This is a genomic window from Bacteroides sp. An269 (genome assembly GCF_002159755.1).
Lineage (GTDB): Bacteria > Bacteroidota > Bacteroidia > Bacteroidales > Bacteroidaceae > Phocaeicola > Phocaeicola intestinalis.
The window spans coordinates 1-23,853 of sequence record NZ_NFJG01000032.1 but is presented as its reverse complement, the minus strand read 5'-3'; the positions used below and the strand labels follow the sequence as shown (position 1 = coordinate 23,853).

The following is a 23,853-nucleotide window of genomic DNA, read 5'->3' as shown; positions in this document are numbered from 1 at the left end:
CTTCAAAAACCCTGTCAACTGAAAAAGTTATTCGGCTTTCAAGGTTACTTCTGTACCTTTCAATAATGGAGATGTAAACTTGACATGGATTTCACCTTTTTCGCCTGTTGCCTGGATATAGGCAAGCAGACGTCCGTGGTACACCCGTTGGCGGTTGTCGGTATAATCGCCCATGTCGCTGTTGTCCGAGTTTTCCAGTCCCAACAGCTTTGCAGGACCTTCGATGTGGCAGGTGATGTTATTATCTCCCAGTTTCACAACCGTACCTTTCTCGTCTACCACTTCCACGGTGATGTGTGCGATGGTTTTGCCGGATGAAAGGGTATCACAGTCTGCGCTTGCCCGGATGGCATACGGACGTCCCGATGAAGTGATGGAATAGTTGGAAAGGACATTCCCGTTCGTATCACAGCCTTCCGCTTTCAGTTCGCCTGCCTGATACGGGATGTCCCAATAGATAATGCCGCTCTTGTCGTCATAGGGTTTCATCTTGCCTATTTCTTTCCCGTCCAGTAACAAGCGGGCTTGCGGGGCATTGGTGTAGCATACCACACGAATCAGTTGTCCCGGCTCATAATTCCAGATATCCCATGCATCTTGCGAAAGCCAGTCCTGTCCTTTCTTTATCGGATAGGTACCGATATAAGTTACCGGGTGCTCACACCACAAGGAAGCACGGAAATGTCCGCGGGGTTTCGGGAAGCTGCCGAAATCCAGCAATCCGGTGTATAAGCCGCGTGAAGGCCAGCGTCCGGCTTCACCCAAGTAATCGGTTCCTGTCCAGATAAATTGTCCGAAGATAAATTCTTTGTCACGCACGGCAAGCCAAGCGTCAAAGCCTACGCCTGTTTCGCTGCCGTAGATGATACGGTCGGGATAGGTGGCATGGTCTTCGTCGTAACGGTTTTCTGTATAGTTGTATCCTACTACGTCTACAGCCTCCGGATATTCCGTCTGATTGGACATGACTACTCCTGCCAAAGCTCCGGTGACAGGACGTGATGTATCTATCTTACGTACGCAGGCAGCCAGGCGTTTGGCTATCTTACCGATACGCATGGCATCGGGGGCATCGGGCTTGTAGCCGCCGAACATCGGTTGGTTAATAGTAGTCCCGTCAAGAATCGGGTGTGAATAGGGGTCGTTCGGGTAGTCCACTTCGTTGCCGATACTCCATAAGAAGATGCAAGGATGGTTGCGGTCGCGGCGCACCATATCGGTTACGTCACGTTCAATCCATTCTTCAAAGAAATCAAAGGAACCGTCAAAGCTGGGTTCCCCTACATTCCAGCCTTGCACCCATTTGCGTTTCGGAAATTCCCATTCATCCGAAGCTTCATCCATGACAAGGAATCCCATTTCGTCGCACAAGTCGTAGAGTACAGGTGCTTGTGGGTTGTGGCTCATGCGGATGGCGTTAACGCCGATGGCTTTCAGGTTTTGCAGGCGGCGTTTCCATACTTCTTCCGGCACTACGGCTCCCAGTACGCCGGCATCATGATGCAGGCAGACACCTTTTACTTTCATCCATTCGCCGTTCAGGGCAAATCCTTTGTTGGGGTCGAATTGCAGGGTCCGCAGTCCGACACGGGTTTCACTTTCATCTATTTTCGTTCCGTTTTGATAAAGTCCGGTCTTTAGCGTGTAGAGATAAGGTGCGTCCAGGTTCCAACGGTGCGGTTTTGATAGTTTCAGGTTGACATTTTGTATGGAGATGCCTTTTTTCCCGTCTTTTATTTTTGCCTGTTGTTGGGCTACCAGTTTCCCTTCTGCATCATAAAGCATTGCTTTTACCTCCAGTTTTCCGCTGACATCGCTGTGCTTCTCCACTTCCATATTTACGGCTATAACCGCACGCTTGTCGGTAAGGGAAGTTGCTTGCCATCCTACACCCCATTGTGCGAAATGGGTTTCGGGAGCGGCAATCATCCATACATCGCGGTAAATGCCCGAGCCTGTGTACCAGCGGGAGTCGGCGTAACGGCTGTGGTCAATGCGGACTGCCAGTACGTTGTCTCCTTCTTTTAAGTAAGGAGTCATATCATACATAAATGAAATGTATCCGTTCGGGCGTTTTCCCAGCAGGTGTCCGTTCAGATAGACTTCGCTCCGGTTGTATGCTCCTTCGAAGTAGATGTAATGCCGCGGAGCATTGTCGGTTACTTGGAAATGCTTCCGGTACCAGCCGATACCTCCCGGCAGATAGCCTGTGCAGCTGGCAAGAGTCGGAGAGGCTTGTCCTTCTATCGACCAGTCGTGCGGCAGGTCAAGTTTGCGCCACTTGCTGTCATCGTAATCGGTTTGCAGGCTGAGTGAATCGTCTTTCAAGTTGAACAGCCAGCCTTCATTAAAGTTTTCGGCTTTACCGAAAGATACTTGCGCCTTTGCCGGAATGCATATCAGGCATACCAACAGGCATAACAGGGTATAAGTAAGTTTGTTTCTCATCGTTTGGATTTTTGTTATATATAATAATAGGTTTAGAAGCTGTTTTGAATTTCTCCAAAAAGTTTTTCTTGGCTTGATGTATCCGTTTTCGTGTGTGCTTTGGGCGATTTTTTGGTCCTTTTCGCTCCTGTTCTTCGTCAGATAGCCCGCTATCTTCTTCATCACAGAAGCGAAAATGCCTCAAAAACTCATCCCAAATCATCACACGATAAATTCAAAACAGCTTCTTAAAGGTACAAACTTTATTTCAATGTATATACCACAGTGGTTACACTTTCCGCATCCAATATTACTTTTTCATCTGTTGCGTAGTTTTTTTCTTTCAGGTTCTTGTCTTGTGTGGTAGTGTAAGTGGTAATGGAAGCTACATCGCCGTTCCAGCCTTCCCGGGTTTCGTTCAGCCGGACACCTTTGTCAGAATAATTGGTATAGACGGCTACTATCTCATCAGCTTCGGGCGATATCCATGCCGAACCGAAGAAGTTCATAGATTCGCTTAGTTCCATGGCAATGCGGCGGTATCCCGGACGGATAAAGCGGCTGTAGTTGCCCAATACCCAAAGGGTAGGCATGGCTTGGTAACTTCCTCCGTTACGCAGCAGTCCGGTATCACCTCCGTCACCGGTCCATCCGTTCGGTATCAGTGAAATAAGCAGGAAACGGTCTTTCTGTCCCCATTGCGAGATATCCATCGAAGTCCAATAACTCCATGAAGTCACTCCGGCTACGGTCAGGTCGTTGTGGATGACGCGCGACATATAGAGGGCAATATCCATGGTTGTGGCTGTATCATAACTGCCGAATTCGGTAGAGCTGTAGTTGTCTCCCAGCATACTCCATTCGGTTTGCCATACTTCCAGTCCGTATTGTCCGGCAGTTTGTGCCATGCGTTCGCGGGCATTCCGCATGCCGTCCCATGTGCCGTCTGTCCAGTAACTGTGTCCGCCTATCAGGTTTTTTACGTGGGTTAGGTCCCCGATGTAAGCCGATGAGCTTGGCTCGAAGAAGGCTTCTATCATTTTGCTGCGGTTGGGGTCGTCTTTGGTCGTATAGAGGTAGGTCCATTCGGCAGCTTCTCCGGGCAAGATGTCAGTAGAAAGACCACGTTCGGTCAATGCGTTGTCCAATTCACGGAGCAAGTGTGCCGCTTCGTCGTTGGTCCATGGGCTTCCTTCCTGTCCGCCGTCATTCCAACTGAATTGCGGTTCATTGATGGGAGATATGTGGGTGATATTGTATCCTTCGCTGGTGTAGTGGGCAGCTACGTCTGCCATGTAAGCGGCAAAGTCATCGTAACAGTCTTCTTTCAGGTTCGATTGGTTGCCCTCCGATGAAAATCCTTTTCCGTTCTTGGTATACTGCACGGGTGGGGTATTGCTGAACAAGACGAATTGGTCACAACCCAATTCTTTTGCCTGTTCCATAAAATAGCGTTGTCCTTCGCAACGGGTCCAGTCTAAGGTCAGGTCATCGTTCAGATACGATTCGGCACGGCGTGAAACGTTCGAGATACCGCTCTCGTCTCCTTGTTCCATGCTTCCGCCTCCCATGTTGACACGCCACATCGAGAGTCCGATACCCTTGGGCTGTCCGTCGGCGATTTCCGAAGAAAAAAGCAATTCGGCTATCTTATTCCGGTTATTTGTCCAATATTTGCCTACAAAAGCAGGTGTCCAGCAGTCGGAAGCGGCAAATCCCTTTATGGTCTGAAAGGTCTGTCCGGCATTGATGGTGACGTTCTTGTCTACACTGACTGTCGGTTCATCGTTAGGGGTTTCTGGTTGAGATTCGTTGACTGCATCGTCACTGCAGGCACTCAGGCTTGTTGCCAGTGAAGCAAAAAGTAATGTTATCAGTTTCATGGTTTGTGAATTAAGGGGAATTTTAATAAAAAAAGGTGTGTTCAATTTTATGTTGACACACCTTTTTGTGCTTTTATAATCAGATCAACCTATTGAATATGTTATCCTATTTGTTCAGAAATACAAGCCGGCAAGCAAGTTATCGGTACATCATGGAACTTTATCCGTTTGCCGGCTTGTTTCTGGCAGTAATTAATTCCAGCCCGGATTCTGTGTGATTGAACCGTTCGACTGTGTGATTTCGTATAATGGAATTGGGAATACAAGGTCACGGTTTACATCGAAACTGATACCCTTGTCACTGGATTCTCCCTGGTTTTCCCATTCGTAGCGGTCACGGGTAGCTTCGTTCAGGTTCCATTGTACGAAGCTTCCGTTCGGGCCTAAGATGCTGGCGATAACCGGTTGGTCGCTATCGTCTTTCCAACGGCGGATGTCATACAGACGGTTTTGTTCGAAAGCAAGTTCCAGACGGCGTTCCTGGCGGATGGCATCGCGAAGTTGATGTCCTGTAGCTGTAACAGTCGGCAATTTGGCACGGGTACGTACGCGGTTCAATGCTTCTTGTGCATCACCATCTTGTCCCAGTTCGTTGCAGGCTTCGGCATACATCAGCAATACATCGGCAAAGCGCAGAATACGATGGTTCAACGGACTCTTGTCGGTATTGTATATTTCCGGACGGTCTTCCAATGGCAGGAAATACTTGCGGATGATACGTGCTGACTTGTGTTGCGCCGGGTCGATGATGTAACAGTTCGGATCCCAACCATAACGTTCAATATATTCATCATAGTTTGCCATTTCTTTGCTGTTGGCAATGAAGTCATCAAATTGGTTTTCACCTGCAATTTCAGTACAACCAGTCTTGATGATGGTCCATTTCAAACGGACAGTGTCACCTGCATCAATGTAAGCTTGTTCCAAGTTGGCTGTCGGTTGGCACCAGCTCCAACCGTCGCCGGGTCCGTTACGGCATCCGGTAACTGTTGCTAATGAACCGCCTAATGCTAAGGTCGCATGATATTCGTATTGTACTTCGAAGAGGCTTTCGATACTGTTGTCATATTCCAAATCCCATACTTGACCGAATTCCGGAAGCAAGTCGTATTCGCGACTGTTAATGACTGTTTGTAATACATCGTGTGCTTCCTGCCATTTTTCTTGATACAAATAAACTTTTCCTAACAGTCCAAGAGCTGCACCACGGGTGGCGCGTCCCATATCAGCCGCTGCATATTCGCTACGTTCAGGCAGTACCTCGGCTGCAGCTTGCAGGTCTTCTTCAATAAAGGCATATACTTCTTCTTCCGAAGCACGGGTGATGCCTTGCACTTCTTCCGGCAGCAAAAAACCGGTCATTAAAGGTACGCCACCGAAATTACGAACCAGTTCAAAGTAGTAATAAGCACGGAGGAAGCGGGCTTCTGCTACCAACCGATTTTGTGTTTCGGTATCAGTTAATTCAGTTTGGCTGATACGGTCGATTGCTACATTGCAACGCAAGATACCTTTATAACGGTATTGCCAGAAGTTAGAGATAGGTCCGTTACTAGCTCCATTACCTTGATAATGTGCCAATGAAATATAGTCGCTTTGGCTTTGGGTCGTGTTTCCCATCCAGGCATCATCGCTACACATTTCAGAGAGCAGCCATACGGTGTTGATGTTCCACCAGCCACCACACGTGATGTCTTGGTAACACCCGGTAACATAAGCGTTACATTCATCGATTGTCGTGAAGTAGGTGTCCAGGTTTTGTTGTCCGCGTACTTCTTCGGTCAGAAAGTCTTCGCACGAAGTAAAGGTAAGCGCGGCACCTAATGTCAATATACTAAGTAAATGTTTCATGTCTGTCAGTTATTAAAATTTAAAGTCTATGCCGAACAAGAAAGTACGTGGATTCGGATAAGCAGTGTTGTCGATACCCGTATTAATCGCACTACCCGAACTGTCGGTCGTACCATCCAACATCGGACGTTCGGGATCCATACCCGAATAACCGGTGATGGTAAATGGATTCTGAGCCGAGAATGAAATGCGTAGTTGAGAACCGCCTACCCATTTTTCTGGCAAGGTATAACCAATCTGTAACAGTTTACAACGCATGTACGAACCGTCTTCTACATAGAAGCTGGAAACACGCTGGTAGTTTAAGTTCAAATCGCTATACGACAGACGAGGAATGTCGTTGCTGGTTCCTTCGCCGTGCCATGCTTCGTTCAGGGTACCAGCCCATACGTTTTGTCCGTTCGAGCCAGAATATAATCCTTTTGTCGTATTGTAAATGTCATTTCCGAATGTGCCGTAAAAGTTAGCGGCAAAGTCAATGTTCTTGTAGCGCAGCCCAATGTTGATACCCATCATCAGATCAGGATATGGATTACCGATAAATGTTTTGTCGTTGGCATCCAATGTCCCGTTGTGGTCCAAGTCTTTGAAACGGATGTCGCCCGGTTGTGCGTTGGGCTGAATCAACGTTCCGTGTTCATCGGTATGAGCATATACTTCTTCCCAGTTTTGGAACAAGCCGTCAGCTACATAACCGTAGAAGCGGGAAATCAGACCGCCGTCTTCATTGCGAATGATTGAGTCACTATTGAATCCACCTGCAGTTACAGGACCGTCACCCGAGAAGCGGATGGCTTTGTTGCGTACGGCAGACAGGTTGACACCAATGTCATACGAGAAGTCTTTGCCGATTTGGTCGCGCCAGCTCAGTCCTAATTCCCAACCGCGAGCCTGCATACTACCGATGTTCATCCATACGGTACTGTTCCAGTTAGGGTAACCTACGGCAAGGACATTCTGTTTCTGGTACAACATGTCTTTCGATTTCTTTTGGAAGTATTCGAACGTAACGCCTAAACGGGATTTCAACAATGACATATCAATACCTACGTTCCAATCTTCTACGGTTTCCCATTTCAAGTTGTTGTTACCCACTGATGAAATGAAGTAACCATTGGTGATAGTACCTCCGTAAGCATATTGAGTTTGGTCGAGCAGAGTTAAAGTTGCATTGTTATCAATGTTCTGATTACCTACACGTCCCCAACCTCCACGGAGTTTCAAATCGCTGAAGATTTCTTGGTCTTGCATGAACTCTTCGCTCGTGATTCGCCACGATGCGGATACTGCTGGGAAGAGTGCATATTTATTTCCCGATGGGAAACGGGAAGAACCATCGGAACGAAGGGAAGCAGAGATGTAGTAACGATTATCGTAGTTATACATGATACGTCCCAAGAAAGACACCAACGTATTATAACTGGTTGATCCGAATGCTTCAGCAGTAGTTGGGTCACCGGCGTTTACTTCTTGCATTTGATCCAAATTGTTGGGTGTATTGTCGCGAGTAGCCTGCGTGTTGTAATAAGCATAGCGTTCTGCCGTAAAACCTGCCATGACATTCAGGTTATGTTTCTCAGCAAAGGTCTCGTTATAGGTAATCGTATTGGTCCAGTTCCAGTCGAACCATTCTTGCGATTGGCGAGATACATCGCTTAATGTCTGTTGTTCCAAGGCATCCATATAGAACTGAGGCACGAAGTGGTCGGTGCGGCGGTAGTGTGCGTTAGCACCGAATTGTGTGCGTAAAGTCAGTTGTTCAATGGGGTTGATCTGTAAATAGGTGTTCAAAAGGGCACCCATTTCACGAGAATGGTCGTTGGCACGTGCAATCGAACCGGCAGGGTTCCAAGTCTGGTTGTTGTACGAACGCTGGTAGTTGTTGTACGCATTGTCTTCCCATTGGTCTTCGGGACGGAATACCGGTGTCGTCGGGTCCATTGACATGGCAGAAGAGAACTGGTTCGGTGTATCGTCCCACGATTCCATACGCGGAGCAATATCGAATCCTACCTTTACATATTTATTGAAGGTGTATTCGGTGTTCAAACGGGCATTCAGTTTGTCCCAATAACCTACATCAAACTGGGAGTTGTTGCGGTAGTAACCCAAACTCAAGTTGTATACCAGCTTGTCTGTACCTCCTGCGATACTAAGCGAGTAGTTCTGAGTCAAGGCAGTCTTATTTACTACTGTATCCCACCAGTCTGTTCCGCCAGGATTAGTCGTAGCTCCTGTATCGTTCCAGTTCGAAGTTAATCCATCATTTGTATAGCGTGTATTGTATACTTCTTTGTATTCAGAAGGACCTGCTACACTTGGCTTGGATATAGTTTGGAAACCAACCGAAGCAGAGAAGTTGATGCTGGTTTTTCCGGCTTTTCCTTTCTTGGTGGTAATCAAGATTACACCGTTCGATGCACGTGTACCGTAAATGGCGGCTGCCGAAGCATCCTTCAATACTTGCATTGATTCGATGTCGTTGCTGTTCAGGAAGTTGATATTTCCGCTAATCGGCATACCGTCCACTACGTAAAGCGGGTCGGTACCGTTGACAGTGGTAACACCACGGATCAATACTTTCGGAGTAGTTCCCGGTCCACCACCACTGGATATCTGCACACCGTTTACTTTGCCTTGCAAGGCATCCATGGCATTGCCCGTAACGGTTTGGGTAATGTCTTCCGCCTTTACAGTAGCAATAGAACTGGTCAGGTCACTCTTCTTGACGGCACCGTAACCGATGACCACCACTTCGTCCAGTAATTCGCTTGATTCTTTCATCACAATGTTGATGGTAGTGCGTCCGTTTACGGCAATCTCCTGTGTTTCATAACCGATAGAGGAGAATACCAATATGGCATCTTTCGGTACGTTGGGTACCGTATAGTCTCCGTCTAGTCCGGTAATTGTACCATTAGTGGTACCTTTCACCTGCACCGTAGCTCCAATCAAGCCTAACTTATCGGCATCCGAAGTCACGATACCTTTCACTGTAATCTGTTGTGCAAAGCCGCATACGGATAGCAGCAACAGACAGGTTATCAATATCTGTTTTCTCATATTAGATAATTATTTGGTTAATTACTCTCTTACTAATTTTGCTCTACCCAGATGCGAGTCGAAGTAGAAGCGATAAGTTCCTCCTGTAGTTACGGTCGGTTCTGACCATACATCCTGTCCAGTAGTAGGACCGGTATAATCAGGGTTCTTGGATGCACTTTGGGTATAATAAGCAAATACATCAAGGTCTGTATTACTAATACTACACCATCTTACGGCATTCCACCATTCGCTTTGGTGATAGTTATGTATAATAAAGTGCATTTGCTCGCCCGTAGCTAATTCCATAGGTTCGCTATAGAATAGGTGTGGATTGGTTTCGTCTTGAGTAAACGATACTACATTGGTCGGATTGTCTGAAGTCAGACCGAATGTGAACGGAATGAAGGTTGTGCCGTCACCCCACAAATCGAAACATTCTTCGCCATACGTCATATCCGTACCCCACGGGTCTTGCGCTTCTTCTACCGAATAAGTTCCTGCAATTTCGTAGGTCAAATCCCAAATGTTTATATTAATAATGTAGTAAACATTTGCTTGGTCTAATACCAAAGGTTGTACCAAGTTCGGGTCGTTTGTCAATACGGTATTGTCTTCTGAATTGATACCGTAACGTACTGCAAAGCTGCCCGGAGTAGGTATGAAGTAAATTTCTGTACCGGCTTCTGCATTGTAGTAAATAGCTTGGTATTCGTATTCGCCTGTGTGGTCAATACACATCGGAACACCGAATACGTCACTGTTCAGTTCGGCTTCGGTGGCAACATCGGCTAAATACATCTTTTCGTAATCCATTACATCGGTTACACGGATTGTAGCAGTGCGTGTTACGATTTTACCGATGGTATCAGCCAATGTTACCGTGTATGCGTAATCCTGGATTTCTGCAGGGAAAGATACACTTTCTGTGTATTCACCGGTTGTCTGCATTCCTAAGTCAATGCGTTTGGGAAATCCTTCCAGACCTTCGATATCGATGTTCAGATAGTCTAGTCCACGATCATCGCTTAATGAAAAATTTAAATCCAATGTTGGAGTTTCTCCTTCACGTAAGATAACCGGAACGATACTTCCTTCATCGGGTGCGCCTGATACGAATACCGGATTTTCAAAGTCTCCATCAAGTGTGACTTTGACATCTTGTGTTACCGACCGTCCGCCTATATCGGTAATTGTTACCGTTACTGTATAGCTGTCGGCTATTTCATTTGCAGGCATGTCAAAGTTGTAACTCAACTCATACTCAGTTTGAGGTTCTCCATAGATTTCAATTAAATCAATGGTTTTGTTCAGATACAAGGCTTCACATTGCAATTGGATGGTTGAAATGCCGTCCGCATCGGTCAGTGTGCCTTCAATCGTAAATGTACGTCCTGCAGCAGTCTGTATGTGCAGAGTCGTCATTTCCGCAACAGGACTTTGCCCGTCTACATCGGGATAAGTGTCATCGTCACTACATCCCGTCACACATAGGCTCATTGGTAGGAGTGCCCATAGTGCCAGATTTAAGAAATGTTTCTTCATGCGATTTATTTTAAAGTTAATTACGTTTGCAAATATAGAGAAATCATAAATTAAAACAAATCTTTAATCGTGCAAATCACATGCACAAATCTTTCAAAATGCCGTTTGAATGCATTCTGTGCCTGTTTGACCGGATTAACACACGTTGCCGGATTCGTGTTTCCGGCTGGTTGCATATCTGTTTTCGGCCGGATGGCAATGGGCAAGAAACAGACTTTATTTTATATTCCACGGGCTGAAACGTATATTCCGCGGCGTGGAACGTATATTCCATGGGCTGGAACGTACATTCCACGCTGTGGAATATAAAAGCAATCCAATGGAACAAAGGAAATCATTTGTTTCATCGGATGAATGTATGGAGGTTCGAAGGCTTTCCTTGTGTGTCTTACCTGCCTGTACTTCCTAAAAAATGGGCGTTTCTTTGTAATTATGTTAATGAAGTAAATATTTTCCATTGGAAATTTTGTATTAATGAAAGTTTATTGTTTATTTGCAAAAGTTTCCAATGGAAATAATATAAAACGAAAAATAAAAAGACGTATGAAGATTCTTATTGTAGGAGGAGTAGCGGGAGGAGCCACAGCAGCTGCCCGCATCCGTAGAAATACCGAGAAAGCCGAAATCATCCTGTTCGAGAAGGGAGCTTATATTTCGTATGCCAATTGTGGATTACCTTATTATATAGGTGGGGTTATCGAGGAACGCGAACGGCTTTTTGTACAGACGCCCGAAGCGTTCGGGAAGCGGTTTAACATCGATGTGCGCACGCTTTCGGAAGTGACGGCTATCGACCGGGAGCGGAAGGAAGTGACGGTCCGTACTGCCGAGGGGAAGGTGTATCGGGAAAGCTATGACAAACTCTTGCTTTCGCCGGGGGCGTCGCCTGTGCGTCCGCCTTTGAAAGGTATCGATTCGGAAGGCATCTTTACCTTGCGGAATGTAACCGATACCGACCGTATCAAGCGATACTTGGACGAAAAGCAGGTGAAACGCGCGGCGATTGTAGGCGGAGGCTTTATCGGGTTGGAGATGGCGGAAAACCTGGTGCATGCCGGAGTAGAGGTCTCGGTGGTAGAGATGGCAGACCAGGTGATGGGACCTATAGACTATTCGATGGCTTCGCTGGTGCACGAACATTTGATGCAAAAAGGGGTGAAGCTGTATTTAGGGCAGGCGGTAGAGGCGTTCGAACGGACGGATGCGGGCTTGGGAGTGACCTTCAAGTCGGGTATCCGCTTGCAGGTGGATATGGTGATATTGTCTATCGGAGTGCGTGCCGAAACGCGCCTTGCCTCGGAAGCAGGATTGAAGTTGGGCGAGATGAAAGGCATTTATGTGAATGAATATCTGCAGACTTCGGATGAGGCTGTTTATGCCGTGGGGGATGCGATAGAGTTTCCGCATCCCGTTACGGGAAAGCCGTGGCTGAATTTTCTTGCCGGTCCGGCAAACCGTCAGGCACGCATCGTGGCAGACAATATCGTATTCGGGAACAAAGCAGTGTATGAAGGTTCCATAGGTACGTCCATAGCCAAGGTGTTCGATATGACCGTGGCATCTGCCGGCTTGCCTGCCAAGCGTTTGAGGCAAATGGGAATTGCTTACCTTTCTTCTACGACGCATTCGGCTTCTCATGCCGGTTATTATCCGGGTGCGTTGCAAATGGCGGTTAAGGTAGTCTTTTCGCCCCAAGACGGAAAGCTGTACGGGGCACAGATAGTAGGATATGACGGGGTAGACAAACGGATTGACGAGTTTGCCCTGGTTATCAAGCAAGGCGGAACGGTGTACGACCTGACCCGGCTGGAACATGCGTATGCACCTCCTTTTTCTTCGGCAAAAGACCCGGTGGCAATAGCCGGTTACGTAGCCGGAAATATCCTGAGCGGAAAGATGACACCGCTGTATTGGCGCGAATTGAGGGATGCCGACCTGAGTCGGGTGACTTTGGTGGATGTGCGTACCCAAGATGAATTTGAGTTAGGAGCCATTCCGGGGGCTGTTAATATGCCGTTGGATGAATTGCGGGAGCATCTGGATGAGATTCCGCAGGACAAGCCGGTATGGGTGTATTGCGGTGTAGGATTGCGTGGCTATCTGGCAAGCAATATCCTGAAAGGCCATGGATTTAAAGAGGTGCGCAATCTGGCCGGAGGCATTAAGACGTATAAGGCTGCCGTGACACCGGTAGATTTGCCTTCGGAAGGCACCCCTTGTGTTTCGGCTGGCGGGGAAAAAGATTCTGGAACGGATATGCAGCCAGATAAGGTGATAAAGGTCAATGCATGCGGCGTGCAGTGCCCCGGACCGATACTGAAGCTGAAGCAAGGAATGGAAGCGTTGCAGCCCGGACAATGTCTGGAGGTAAGTGCTACCGATGCCGGATTTCCACGTGATGCAGAAGCGTGGTGCCGTACGACAGGTAATCGTTTCCTTTCGAAAACGGAAGAAAACGGAGTGTATCGGGTGCGGATAGAGAAAGCCCAGGCGGTTCCTGCCGTAGGACAGAAAACGGCAGTTGGCGGGAAAGGCAAAACTTTTATTCTTTTCAGTGATGACCTTGATAAAACTTTAGCTACTTTTGTACTCGCAAACGGAGCGGCTGCTACGGGTGAGAAGGTGACCGTCTTCTTTACGTTCTGGGGGCTGAATGCCATCAAGAAGGAGCAGAAACCGAAGGTACGGAAGGATGTCTTCGGCAAGATGTTCGGTATGATGCTGCCTTCTGATTCGCGGAAGCTGAAGCTCTCGAAAATGAATATGGGCGGAATCGGTTCGAAGATGATGCGGTATGTCATGAAGCAAAAGGGAGTGGACTCGCTCGAATCGCTCCGCCAGCAAGCCATTGCCAACGGGGTGGAGTTCATAGCTTGCCAGATGTCGATGGACGTGATGGGAATAAAGCGTGAGGAACTGCTCGATTGTGTAAGCATAGGCGGAGTGGCAACCTATATGGACCGTGCCGGTGAGGCAAATATGAATCTGTTTATTTGATTATGGAAAAGATACAATGTATATGTGTGATGCGCGACTTGCTGAAGGGGCTTTCCGAACTGGAGAACCGGCTGGAGGAAGCTTACGGGGTGTCGCTCAACGAGGCGATGGTGTTGTGTAGTGTGGGAGCGGAAACCGTGACGGCAGGAACCATTATCTCTTGTACGGGATTGACTTCGTCGCATGCTTCGAAGGTTATCCGTTCGGTAGAGGATAAGGGCTTGCTGGCACGCAAGCTGGGCGAGCAGGACAAACGCCAGATGTATTTCACGCTTACGCGGAAAGGAAAAGCTTGTCTGGAGAATATCAAGGAGCAGGGGGTGGAAGTGCCCGAATGGCTGGCTCCGTTGTTTTTTAGGTAACAAGGTCACGAGTTGACAAGGTGGCAAGGCTTTAGATACATAGGTAGAACTATTTAGGACCTTGTCAACTCGTTACCTTGTCACCTCGTCACTTCATTAAAAAGTATGAAAAAGAAAAAAGAAGACTGGGAAGTGCCGGGCAATGCCGGACAGGTATTGCTGCATACATGTTGTGCGCCTTGTTCATCGGCAATTATTGAATGCCTGATGCAGCACGGGGTACGCCCTACCATTTATTATTGCAATCCGAACATTTATCCGGAAGAGGAATACCGGATCCGGAAAGAGGAATGTACCCGTTATGCACAGGCGTTGGGCTTGGATATCATCGATGCCGATTACGACCACGAGGCGTGGCGTTGTGCGGTTCGTGGCTTGGAAGGGGAGCCGGAAAGGGGAGGGCGTTGCCTGCAATGTTTCAGGTTGCGTTTGCGTGATACGGCACGTTATGCCCATGAACACGGTTTTACGGTGATTACTACTACGCTTGCTTCTTCACGTTGGAAGAGCTTGGACCAGATTAACGAAGCCGGACGCTATGCCGTAGAACCTTATCCCGACGTGACGTGGTGGGACAAGAACTGGCGGAAAGGCGGGTTGAGCGAACGCCGCATCCAGATTATCAAGGAATATGATTTCTATAACCAGCAATATTGCGGGTGCGAGTTCAGCATGCGGAAAGAAGAGGAAAATACTCCTTAAAGTTTATTGTGTGGTGTAAAGTTTGACTTCTTTTTCCTCAACTCACGGTTTTTTTGTATGTTTGCATCCTAAAATCAATATGCAACTTGCAAGAAATGGAAGGATTATTCGTCAGAAAAAGCATAGATACCCTGCAGGAAGAAGCCGGGCAGACAGGAAATAAGACCCTGAAACGGGTGTTGGGACCGGTCAGTCTGGTGGCTTTGGGGGTAGGCGTGATTATCGGAGCCGGGCTGTTTTCTATTACAGGGACAGTGGCTTCGGAATATACGGGACCTGCTATTACGCTTTCGTTTATCATAGCTGCGATAGGATGCTGTTTTGCCGGGCTTTGTTATGCCGAATTTGCCTCGATGATTCCGGTGGCAGGTAGTGCTTATACTTATTCGTATGCCACTATGGGAGAACTGATAGCTTGGATTATCGGATGGGACCTGGTGTTGGAATATACCGTGGCTGCTACTACGGTCAGTATCAGTTGGAGCCGTTATCTGGTGGTCTTTCTGCAAGGAGCAGGCATTGATTTGCCCCATACATTGACTGCTTGTCCGTGGGATGGGGGCATAGTCAATATACCTGCCATGGTGATTGTGGTATTGATGAGCCTTATTCTGATGCGAGGGACGGCGGGCAGTTCGTTTTTCAACGGACTGATTGTATTTTTGAAAATCAGTGTGATTTTGGTTTTTGTCATTTTGGGTTGGAAGTTCATTCAGGCAGATAATTATGTGCCATACATACCTGAAAATACCGGAAAACTGGGTGAGTTCGGATGGTCGGGTATTTTGCGGGGGGCAGCCATTGTGTTCTTTGCTTTCCTGGGATTCGACGCGGTAAGTACTGCGGCACAAGAAACGAAGAATCCCAAGCGCGATATGCCTATTGGTATTCTGGTATCTTTGCTCGTCTGTACGATATTGTACATTCTTTTTGCCCATGTGATGACGGGGGTAGCTCATTATACAGATTTCAAAGGTCAGGAAGGCATCGCTCCGGTAGCTGTGGCTATCGAGCAGATGGGATATGCCAATGCGCAGGGGGTGATAATGCCTGCTTACCCGTGGCTGAATAAGGCAATTGTACTTGCCATTCTTTTTGGTTATTGTTCGGTGATTATGGTTACTTTACTTGGTCAGAGCCGTGTGTTTCTCAGTATGAGCCGCGATGGTTTATTGCCTCCTTTTTTTTCTCGTATCAATACACGTTTCCGTACACCGGTACATAGTAATTTCCTGTTTATGGTAGTGGTAAGCTTGCTTGCCGGTTTTGTTCCTGCCCAAGTGGCAGGCGAAATGACTAGTATCGGTACCTTGCTTGCTTTTACATTGGTTTGTGCTGCTGTGCTGATTGTGCGTAAGACGATGCCTGATGTGCATCGTGCATTCAAGACGCCGTGGGTCCCTTTTGTGCCCATTATGGGTATCCTTACATGTTTGTGTATGATGTGTTTTCTGCCGGCCGACACGTGGATTCGGTTGGTTCTTTGGATGTTGATAGGCTTGGATATCTATGTCAGTTATGGAAGAAAACACAGTAAACTGGAACCAGGAAGGGTTTATCGTAAAGGCGATACGGTATTGAATATCTTAGGACTGGTGCTGGCTGTGCTGAGTGTAATTACTGGTTTATGGCACCAGCAGACTGTAGGTTGGGAAGCCGACAAGACTTTGCTGGTCATTTCTTTTGTCTTTGCTTTTACCCATTGTGCTTATTATATGTGGCGGCTTTGGCATCAGGCAAGCGACTTGAAGCGGGCTCCGAAGTCATAAAAGAAGTTATAATGTAAGTACGCGGACAGAAAAAATGAAATATCAACCAATATAATATGGATAAAAAGCCGTTATTTTACGGCAATTTAAGACAATATGGATAAAAACAGACTATTTGTAGCCATACAGGCATCTTTGAAAGCCGGGGCTGCTATTATGGAAGTATATACCGACCCGAACGCAGATTTCGAGGTGGAACGGAAAGCTGACAATTCGCCTTTGACGATAGCCGACCGCAAGTCGCATCAGATTATTGTGCAGGAATTGTCGGCATTGCCTTATCCTGTGTTGAGCGAGGAAGGTAAAGAAATACCTGTTGCCGAGCGAAGAGGCTGGAATGAATTGTGGGTGGTAGATCCTTTGGACGGTACCAAAGAGTTTATCAAGCGTAATGGAGAATTTACGGTAAATATTGCTTTTGTGAAAGACGGACGTCCTGAGGCTGGAGTGATATATATACCGGTCAGGGAAGAGCTGTATTTTGCTGATGAGGTTTTGGGGGCTTATAAACTGGAACACGTTGCCCGTTTGAATCCAGAGGATACACTAGAGAGCCTGATAGGACGTGCACAACGTTTGCCTTACCCGGATGGGCGGACATACGGTACATTTGTTGTCGTGGCTTCGCGTTCGCATCTCAATGCTGAAACCGAGCATTTTATCGATGAAATGAAAAAGAAATATACCGAAGTACAAACCGTGTCGAAAGGAAGCTCGTTGAAACTTTGCCTCATAGCCGAAGGTAAAGCAGATGTCTATCCCCGATTTGCACCTACAATGGAATGGGATACAGCAGCCGGACACGCTATTGTACGTGCAGCAGGAGGTGAAGTGTATCAGGCTGAGACAAATCTTCCCCTTCGGTATAATAAAGAAGATTTGTTGAATCCGTGGTTTATCGCTTATCCTTGTATTGGTCGTTAAACGGAGTTATATGTGGAAGCCGAACGGAATTATATTGGAGGTTAAAGGGAGCTATGTGGAAAATTAAAGGGGAGTCGGATATCAGTCATTCTGAAGTATTGGTCTTTTGTTGCTTCTGATTCCGGCGAGACATGACTTCTGAATTAAAAATAAACTTTTCAAGACTATGAATTTTGAAATACTTTTTGTGTTGCTGGGGCTGATAGGGATGCTCGTTGCGCTTATCTTGGATAAAATGCGTCCGGGCATTGTACTGTTGTCATTGGTCGTGGTGTTTATGGCGGCAGGTATTATCACTCCCAAACAGATGGTTGCCGGATTTAGCAATCGTGGCATGATAACGGTAGCTTTGTTGTTTCTGGTGAGTGAAGGTGTGCGCCAAAGTGGTGCACTTGCCACGGTCATTAAGAAATTGTTACCCGAACGGAAAATGTCGGTAATGCAGGCACAGTTGCGTCTGTTGCCTGTTGTTAGTGCTTTTTCGGCTTTCCTTAACAATACTCCAGTAGTGGTTATCTTTGCACCTATTGTGAAAAACTGGGCAAAAAAAGTTGGGCTTTCGTGTACCAAGTTCCTCATTCCTTTGTCGTATGCTACGATTTTGGGTGGGTTGTGTACACTTATCGGAACATCTACCAATCTGGTGGTTCACGGTATGATGATTGACCGTGGTTTGCCGGGGTTGAAGATGTTCGATCTTGCCTATATTGGCATTCCCATCACAATAGCCGGACTTCTTTTCATTTTGTTTACTTCGAAGAAACTGCTTCCAGCCGAACGGCCCGATAATTTTGAGGAAGAAGAGGCAGATGCGGCGGAAGTGAAAGGACAGCATATAGTAGAAGTGGTGTTGGCATCACGTTTTCCTGGTTTGAAGCGCAAGTTGAAGAATTTTGATTTTAAACGTCGTTATGGGGCTGATATCAAGGAAATACGCCAGGGAGGCCAGGTTATCACCAAGAACTTGGGTGAAGTGAGGTTGCAGGAAGGTGACACACTGGTATTGCTTGCTGATGATGAGTTTACCAAGGCGTGGGGAGATTCTTCCGTTTTCCTGATGATGACTAATGGGCAGGAGATACCTTCGCGTCCGATGCCTGGGTGGAAGAAATGGACAGCATTGGCGCTTTTGTTAATTATGATTATCGGTGCTACTATCGGTGAGCTTCCTTATTTTCAGGAACGTTTTCCCGGTGTGAAGATGGACATGTTTTTCTTTGCATCGGTTACGGCTGTGGTGATGGCTTGGCTTAAGATATTTCCTCCGAAAAAATATACTAAATATATCAGTTGGGACATACTTATCACCATAGCTTGTGCCTTTGCTATCAGTGCGGCGATGGAAGAATCCGGACTGGCGGCGTTGATAGCCAATTTTATTAAAGATGTGTCTGGTTCGTTGGGAGCTTGGGGAGCTTTGGCGTTGCTTTATTTTGTCACACTGGTTATTACCGAACTGGTAACCAACAATGCTGCAGCAGCACTTGCCTTTCCGCTTGCGCTGGAAACGGCTGCAGAATTCAACGTAGATCCGATGCCTTTCTTCATCGCTATCTGCATTGCTGCATCGGCAGGTTTTGCTACCCCCATCGGTTATCAGACTAACTTGATTGTGCAGGGAGCCGGTAATTATCGGTTTACCGATTTCTTGAAGATTGGTCTTCCGATGGATTTGATTGTGATGATTTTATCGGTAGGTCTTATCCCGCTGATATGGCCTTTTGTACAAGTGTGATTTTCAATGCGGACGAAAGAGATGCGGAAACGTTATATCCGAAGGGCTTGTCTTTCAGATAAATCTGCATATCTTTAATGTCCGGCTATATAGATAGTAAACAGAAAGATAATAAATGAACAACATTTATCCTATATTCGACAAGATGCTGTCCCGTGCTGACAAGGAGAAACTGCTGGGGCAACGTGGATTGATGATTTGGTTTACCGGACTGAGTGGGTCGGGTAAGAGTACTCTTGCCATTGCGCTTGAACGTGAACTGCAACAACGGGGATTGCTTTGCCGCATCCTTGATGGAGACAATATCCGGAGTGGAATCAACAATAATTTGGGCTTTTCGCCAGAAGACAGGGTAGAGAATATCCGTCGCATAGCCGAAGTTGGCAAGTTGTTTGTTGATACAGGTATTATTACCATTGCCGCATTTATCAGTCCGAACAATGAACTTCGTGAAATGGCAGCACATATCATTGGTGCGGATGATTTTGTGGAAGTTTATGTCAGTACGCCGATAGAAGAATGCGAACGGCGTGATGTGAAAGGCTTGTATGCCAAGGCACGTCGTGGGGAAATCAAGGAGTTTACAGGGGTTTCGGCTCCGTTTGAAGCACCTCAACATCCGGCACTTTTGCTCGATACTTCGAAGTTTTCGCTCGAAGAATCAGTGAACCAGCTCCTGCACTTGATTTTGCCCAAAGTGTCCGCCCCTCTGAGTAAGGAATGAAAAAAAGAAAAAGCAAACATTATAAATTATGCAAGAAGAATACAACTTGAGCCACTTGAAAGAACTCGAAGCCGAGTCTATTCATATCATTCGTGAGGTGGCTTCCGAATTTGAAAACCCGGTGATGCTGTACAGTATCGGAAAAGATTCGTCGGTAATGGTGCGCCTTGCCGAAAAAGCCTTTGCTCCGGGCAAAGCGCCCTTTCCATTGATGCACATTGATTCGAAATGGAAATTTAAGGAAATGCTTCAGTTTCGTGATACATATGCCAAAGAACACGGCTGGAAACTTATTGTGGAAAGTAATATGGAAGCATTCCGTGCCGGAGTAGGCCCCTTTACTCACGGAAGTAAGGTACATACAGACTTGATGAAGACGCAAGCGTTGCTTCACGCTCTTGATAAATATAAGTTTGATGCTGCTTTCGGAGGAGCACGCCGTGATGAGGAAAAATCACGTGCCAAGGAACGCATCTTCTCTTTCCGTAACGAATTCCATCAGTGGGATCCCAAGAACCAGCGTCCCGAACTGTGGGACATCTACAATACTCGTATCCGTAAAGGGGAAAGCATCCGGGTCTTTCCTTTGAGCAACTGGACAGAACTGGATATCTGGCAATATATCCGTTTGGAAAAGATACCTATTGTGCCTTTGTATTTCGCCAAGGAACGTCCGGTAGTAAATATTGACGGGCAGCTTATCATGCCTGATGATGACCGTCTGCCCGAGAAATACCGCGATAAGATTGAAATGCGGAAAATCCGTTTCCGTACTTTGGGGTGCTGGCCGCTTACAGGGGCTATTGAAAGCGATGCCGATACCATAGAGAAGATTGTGGAGGAAATGATGACCACCACCAAGAGCGAACGCACAACCCGTGTTATAGACTTCGACCAGGACGCAAGTATGGAAGAGAAGAAACGGGAAGGATACTTTTAAATGAATAATTAATAATGAATAATTAATAACGATTCCTACATTCGTTTGTTGTTCATTACCTATTCATGTACCGTTATTAACTATTAATTGTTAATTATTAATTGAAGAAAAATGGAAGAAATAGATAAAACCAAATCAGGAAACCCGATGGAAGGCGAAGCCAGAGGCCGTATGTCAATTGAAGAGTTTCTGAAAAAAGATGAGGAGAAAGACCTGTTAAGGTTCCTTACTGCCGGTTCGGTAGACGATGGAAAGTCTACTCTTATCGGACGCTTGCTTTTCGATAGCAAGAAGATTTACGAAGACCAGCTTGTGGCATTGGAACGCGACAGCAAACGTGTGGGGAATGCCGGTGAGCACATTGATTATGCTTTGTTGCTCGACGGGTTGAAAGCAGAACGCGAGCAGGGGATTACCATTGATGTTGCTTACCGCTATTTCTCTACCAACAACCGTAAATTTATCATTGCCGACACTCCGGGGCACGAGCAATACACGCGCAATATGATTACCGGAGGCTCTACCGCTAATCTGGCGGTAATTCTTGTTGATGCACGTGCCGGAGTCATTACCCAAACCCGCCGCCACTCTTATCTTGTTTCCTTATTAGGCATCAAACACGTGGTATTGGCGGTGAACAAGATGGATCTTGTAGATTTTTCGGAAGAAATATTTGATAAAATAGTGGCGGATTATAAAGCATTCATCGCTCCATTGGGTGTGCCTGATGTGACTTGTATTCCACTTTCGGCACTTGATGGAGATAATGTGGTCGAAAAATCGGCACGTACTCCGTGGTACGCAGGCCCTTCCTTGTTGGAATATCTTGAAACCGTGCACATTGGTAACGACCATAATTTGAAAGATTTCCGTTATCCTGTGCAATACGTCTTGCGTCCTAATCTCGATTTCCGCGGATTTTCATCCAAAGTGGCTTCGGGCATCGTGCGCAAAGGAGATGAAGTGATGGCATTGCCTTCGGGGAAGAAAACCCGTGTAAAGGCAATCTATGCTTCTGATGGAGAATGCGATTATGCTTATCCGCCTATGTCGGTCACTCTGACCTTGGAGGACGAAATAGATGTGTCACGTGGCGAAATGCTGGTGCATCCTGACAATATGCCGTTGGTAGGACGTAACTTTGAGGCGATGCTTGTCTGGATGGACGAAGAAAAGATGGATATGGAAAAATCGTTCTTCCTGAAACAAACTACCAATACCAGCCGCACACGCATTGATAGTATCAAGTACAAGGTGGATGTCAACACGATGGAACACCTTTCAATTGAAAATGGACAGTTGACAAAAGAAACACTGCCTTTGGAGCTGAACCAGATAGCTCACGTGGTGTTCACGTCATCGAAAGAGCTTTTCTTCGACCCTTATGCCTGCAATAAGGCGACGGGGGCGTTCATCCTTATCGATCCGATAACCAACAATACCAGTGCAGCTGGCATGATTATCGGCAAGGTAGACGACAAGGACATGCATACTACGATGGAAATCCCGGTACTAGACCTGCCTAAGTTAGGGATTGCTCCCGAACACTATGATGCCATCGAAACCATTGCAAAAGAATTGGAACGCCGTGGATACGCAATAGAGATAAAGAAATAAGTTTTTAATGAAGAATGAAGAATTAAGAATGAAGAATTTTGACTGGTTCACATCATTCTTAGTTCTTCATTCTTAATTCTTCATTTACAATATGGGCTTATTAGAATTTAGCAAATTGCCGGTTAACACCTTGGTAGGTGCCGACTGGAAGACATTCAACGAAATAACCAAAGGGCGTGCCATCGGTTCTGCTTATCGGGGAAAGTTCCGTCTGACAAAAGCAGTGTGCCGTCTGCTTTCTGTATTGAAACCCTTGCAGGATAAGAAGTATGCAAGCCTCCTGGCACAAAAGCCGCTCGAACATGATCCGGTATTCATTTTAGGGCACTGGCGCAGCGGAACCACCTTTATGCACAATGTTTTTTCATGTGACAAACATTTTGGTTATAACACTACCTACCAGACCGTATTCCCGCATCTGATGATGTGGGGGCAACCTTTCTTTAAGAAAAACATGAGCTGGCTAATGCCTGACAAGCGTCCTACCGATAACATGGAGCTTGCCGTTGACCTGCCTCAGGAGGAAGAGTTCGCCCTTACCAATATGATGCCTTATACGTATTATAACTTTTGGTTCCTGCCCAAGCACATGCAAGAGTATGCCGATAAGTATTTGCTTTTCGAAGATGTCACGGATGCTGAGTTGAAAGTGTTTGAGGAAACTTTTACCAAGCTTATCAAAATTTCGCTCTGGAACACTGGAGGCACCCAGTTTCTCAGTAAGAATCCCCCTCACACAGGCCGCGTGAAGGAATTGGTGAAGATGTTTCCCAATGCCAAGTTTATCTATTTAATGCGTAATCCGTATACGGTATTCGAGTCTACCCGGAGTTTCTTCACCAATACCATCAAACCTCTCCAACTTCAAGACATCAGTCCTGAAGAGTTGCAGCAGAACATCCTCACGGTGTACGACAAGCTCTATCACAAATATGAGGCTGACAAGCATTTCATTCCTGAGGGCAACCTGGTAGAGGTGCGTTTCGAGGATTATGAAAAGAACGCGTTCGACCTGACGCAGGAAATCTATCAGAAACTTTCTCTTCCTGGATTCGAAGAAGCACGTCCTGCCATTGAGGCATACGTCAACAAGAAGAAAGGCTATAAGAAGAACAAATACCAGTATAAGCCGGAAACAGTAGAGCTGGTGGAAAAGCACTGGGGATTTGCTCTTGATGAATGGGGATACAAGATCTGATTTATACAAATAGGGATTAAGAAGCAGTTTCTTAGAAGCTGTTTTGAATTTATCGTGCGATGATTTGGGATGAGTTTTTGAGGCATTTTCGCTTCTGTGATGAGGAAGATAGCGGGCTATCTGACGAAGAACAGGAG

16 protein-coding genes are annotated in these 23,853 nt (G+C 46.5%); 10 read left to right on the top strand and 6 right to left on the bottom strand.

All coding sequences use genetic code 11. The features are described 5' to 3' along the window. Positions 1 to 27: 27 nt before the first annotated feature. The 6 genes from B5F71_RS08315 to B5F71_RS08295 all read right to left on the bottom strand — a co-directional run bounded on the left by B5F71_RS08315 (position 28) and on the right by B5F71_RS08295 (position 10,748). Complete coding sequence (locus tag B5F71_RS08315) at positions 28 to 2,448, bottom strand: glycoside hydrolase family 2 TIM barrel-domain containing protein (RefSeq protein ID WP_087209204.1); 2,421 nt, start codon at positions 2,446 to 2,448, stop codon at positions 28 to 30. Next, positions 2,363 to 2,650 carry a hypothetical protein gene (locus tag B5F71_RS19815; RefSeq protein WP_143269868.1) on the bottom strand — a complete coding sequence of 96 codons (288 nt, stop codon included), beginning with the start codon at positions 2,648 to 2,650 and terminating at the stop codon, positions 2,363 to 2,365. The genes B5F71_RS08315 and B5F71_RS19815 overlap by 86 nt, the downstream gene beginning before the upstream one ends. Positions 2,651 to 2,690: 40 nt before the next feature. Next, the gene (locus B5F71_RS08310; protein ID WP_087209201.1) at positions 2,691 to 4,310 is read right to left on the bottom strand and encodes a glycoside hydrolase; all 1,620 of its coding nucleotides are present in this window, start codon (positions 4,308 to 4,310) and stop codon (positions 2,691 to 2,693) included. A gap of 192 nt (positions 4,311 to 4,502) precedes the next feature. After that, complete coding sequence (locus B5F71_RS08305) at positions 4,503 to 6,161, bottom strand: RagB/SusD family nutrient uptake outer membrane protein (protein WP_087209197.1); 1,659 nt, start codon at positions 6,159 to 6,161, stop codon at positions 4,503 to 4,505. A 12-nt stretch (positions 6,162 to 6,173) separates the two neighbouring features. Beyond that, the gene (locus B5F71_RS08300; protein WP_087209194.1) at positions 6,174 to 9,224 is read right to left on the bottom strand and encodes a TonB-dependent receptor; all 3,051 of its coding nucleotides are present in this window, start codon (positions 9,222 to 9,224) and stop codon (positions 6,174 to 6,176) included. 21 nt (positions 9,225 to 9,245) lie between these two features. Then, a complete protein-coding gene (locus tag B5F71_RS08295; RefSeq protein WP_087209190.1) occupies positions 9,246 to 10,748 on the bottom strand; it encodes a hypothetical protein in 1,503 nt (500 codons plus the stop codon). 543 nt (positions 10,749 to 11,291) lie between these two features. Between B5F71_RS08295 and B5F71_RS08285 the strand changes: the two genes are divergently transcribed. From B5F71_RS08285 to B5F71_RS08240, 10 genes are all read left to right on the top strand, one after another. Beyond that, positions 11,292 to 13,745 (top strand): FAD-dependent oxidoreductase, encoded by a 2,454-nt coding sequence (locus tag B5F71_RS08285; protein ID WP_087209185.1) that lies wholly within the window; start codon positions 11,292 to 11,294, stop codon positions 13,743 to 13,745. A gap of 2 nt (positions 13,746 to 13,747) precedes the next feature. Further along, positions 13,748 to 14,107: a winged helix DNA-binding protein gene (locus B5F71_RS08280; protein ID WP_087209182.1), complete on the top strand. Its 360-nt coding sequence runs from the start codon at positions 13,748 to 13,750 to the stop codon at positions 14,105 to 14,107. Between the two features lie 105 nt (positions 14,108 to 14,212). Further along, entirely contained in the window at positions 14,213 to 14,809 is a 597-nt protein-coding gene (locus B5F71_RS08275) for an epoxyqueuosine reductase QueH (RefSeq protein ID WP_087209179.1), read from the top strand. Positions 14,810 to 14,904: 95 nt separating this feature from the next. Continuing rightward, positions 14,905 to 16,578 (top strand): amino acid permease, encoded by a 1,674-nt coding sequence (locus tag B5F71_RS08270; RefSeq protein WP_087209175.1) that lies wholly within the window; start codon positions 14,905 to 14,907, stop codon positions 16,576 to 16,578. A 96-nt stretch (positions 16,579 to 16,674) separates the two neighbouring features. Next, positions 16,675 to 17,502: a 3'(2'),5'-bisphosphate nucleotidase CysQ gene (gene cysQ, locus B5F71_RS08265; RefSeq protein WP_087209173.1), complete on the top strand. Its 828-nt coding sequence runs from the start codon at positions 16,675 to 16,677 to the stop codon at positions 17,500 to 17,502. Between the two features lie 166 nt (positions 17,503 to 17,668). After that, complete coding sequence (locus tag B5F71_RS08260; protein ID WP_022041008.1) at positions 17,669 to 19,237, top strand: SLC13 family permease; 1,569 nt, start codon at positions 17,669 to 17,671, stop codon at positions 19,235 to 19,237. Positions 19,238 to 19,352: 115 nt separating this feature from the next. Further along, positions 19,353 to 19,961 carry an adenylyl-sulfate kinase gene (cysC, locus tag B5F71_RS08255; RefSeq protein ID WP_087209170.1) on the top strand — a complete coding sequence of 203 codons (609 nt, stop codon included), beginning with the start codon at positions 19,353 to 19,355 and terminating at the stop codon, positions 19,959 to 19,961. 28 nt (positions 19,962 to 19,989) lie between these two features. Further along, positions 19,990 to 20,901, top strand: a complete 912-nt coding sequence (gene cysD, locus B5F71_RS08250; RefSeq protein ID WP_022041010.1) for a sulfate adenylyltransferase subunit CysD — start codon at positions 19,990 to 19,992, stop codon at positions 20,899 to 20,901. Positions 20,902 to 21,012: 111 nt separating this feature from the next. Further along, positions 21,013 to 22,518, top strand: a complete 1,506-nt coding sequence (gene cysN / locus B5F71_RS08245) for a sulfate adenylyltransferase subunit CysN (RefSeq protein WP_022041011.1) — start codon at positions 21,013 to 21,015, stop codon at positions 22,516 to 22,518. A gap of 91 nt (positions 22,519 to 22,609) precedes the next feature. Further along, entirely contained in the window at positions 22,610 to 23,716 is a 1,107-nt protein-coding gene (locus B5F71_RS08240) for a sulfotransferase (RefSeq protein WP_087209167.1), read from the top strand. The last annotated feature ends 137 nt before the right edge of the window (positions 23,717 to 23,853 follow it).

Bases quoted from the DNA above. Each gene is read 5' to 3' on its own strand.
- B5F71_RS08295 (WP_087209190.1), bottom strand. From the start codon at position 10,748: ATGAAGAAACATTTCTTAAATCTGGCACTATGGGCACTCCTACCAATG.
- B5F71_RS08240 (WP_087209167.1), top strand. From the start codon at position 22,610: ATGGGCTTATTAGAATTTAGCAAATTGCCGGTTAACACCTTGGTAGGT.
- B5F71_RS08270 (WP_087209175.1), top strand. From the start codon at position 14,905: ATGGAAGGATTATTCGTCAGAAAAAGCATAGATACCCTGCAGGAAGAA.
- B5F71_RS08300 (WP_087209194.1), bottom strand. From the start codon at position 9,224: ATGAGAAAACAGATATTGATAACCTGTCTGTTGCTGCTATCCGTATGC.
- B5F71_RS08280 (WP_087209182.1), top strand. From the start codon at position 13,748: ATGGAAAAGATACAATGTATATGTGTGATGCGCGACTTGCTGAAGGGG.
- B5F71_RS08315 (WP_087209204.1), bottom strand. From the start codon at position 2,448: ATGAGAAACAAACTTACTTATACCCTGTTATGCCTGTTGGTATGCCTG.
- cysC (WP_087209170.1), top strand. From the start codon at position 19,353: ATGAACAACATTTATCCTATATTCGACAAGATGCTGTCCCGTGCTGAC.
- B5F71_RS08275 (WP_087209179.1), top strand. From the start codon at position 14,213: ATGAAAAAGAAAAAAGAAGACTGGGAAGTGCCGGGCAATGCCGGACAG.
- B5F71_RS08260 (WP_022041008.1), top strand. From the start codon at position 17,669: ATGAATTTTGAAATACTTTTTGTGTTGCTGGGGCTGATAGGGATGCTC.
- B5F71_RS19815 (WP_143269868.1), bottom strand. From the start codon at position 2,650: ATGATTTGGGATGAGTTTTTGAGGCATTTTCGCTTCTGTGATGAAGAA.
- cysN (WP_022041011.1), top strand. From the start codon at position 21,013: ATGGAAGAAATAGATAAAACCAAATCAGGAAACCCGATGGAAGGCGAA.
- B5F71_RS08305 (WP_087209197.1), bottom strand. From the start codon at position 6,161: ATGAAACATTTACTTAGTATATTGACATTAGGTGCCGCGCTTACCTTT.
- B5F71_RS08310 (WP_087209201.1), bottom strand. From the start codon at position 4,310: ATGAAACTGATAACATTACTTTTTGCTTCACTGGCAACAAGCCTGAGT.
- cysD (WP_022041010.1), top strand. From the start codon at position 19,990: ATGCAAGAAGAATACAACTTGAGCCACTTGAAAGAACTCGAAGCCGAG.
- cysQ (WP_087209173.1), top strand. From the start codon at position 16,675: ATGGATAAAAACAGACTATTTGTAGCCATACAGGCATCTTTGAAAGCC.
- B5F71_RS08285 (WP_087209185.1), top strand. From the start codon at position 11,292: ATGAAGATTCTTATTGTAGGAGGAGTAGCGGGAGGAGCCACAGCAGCT.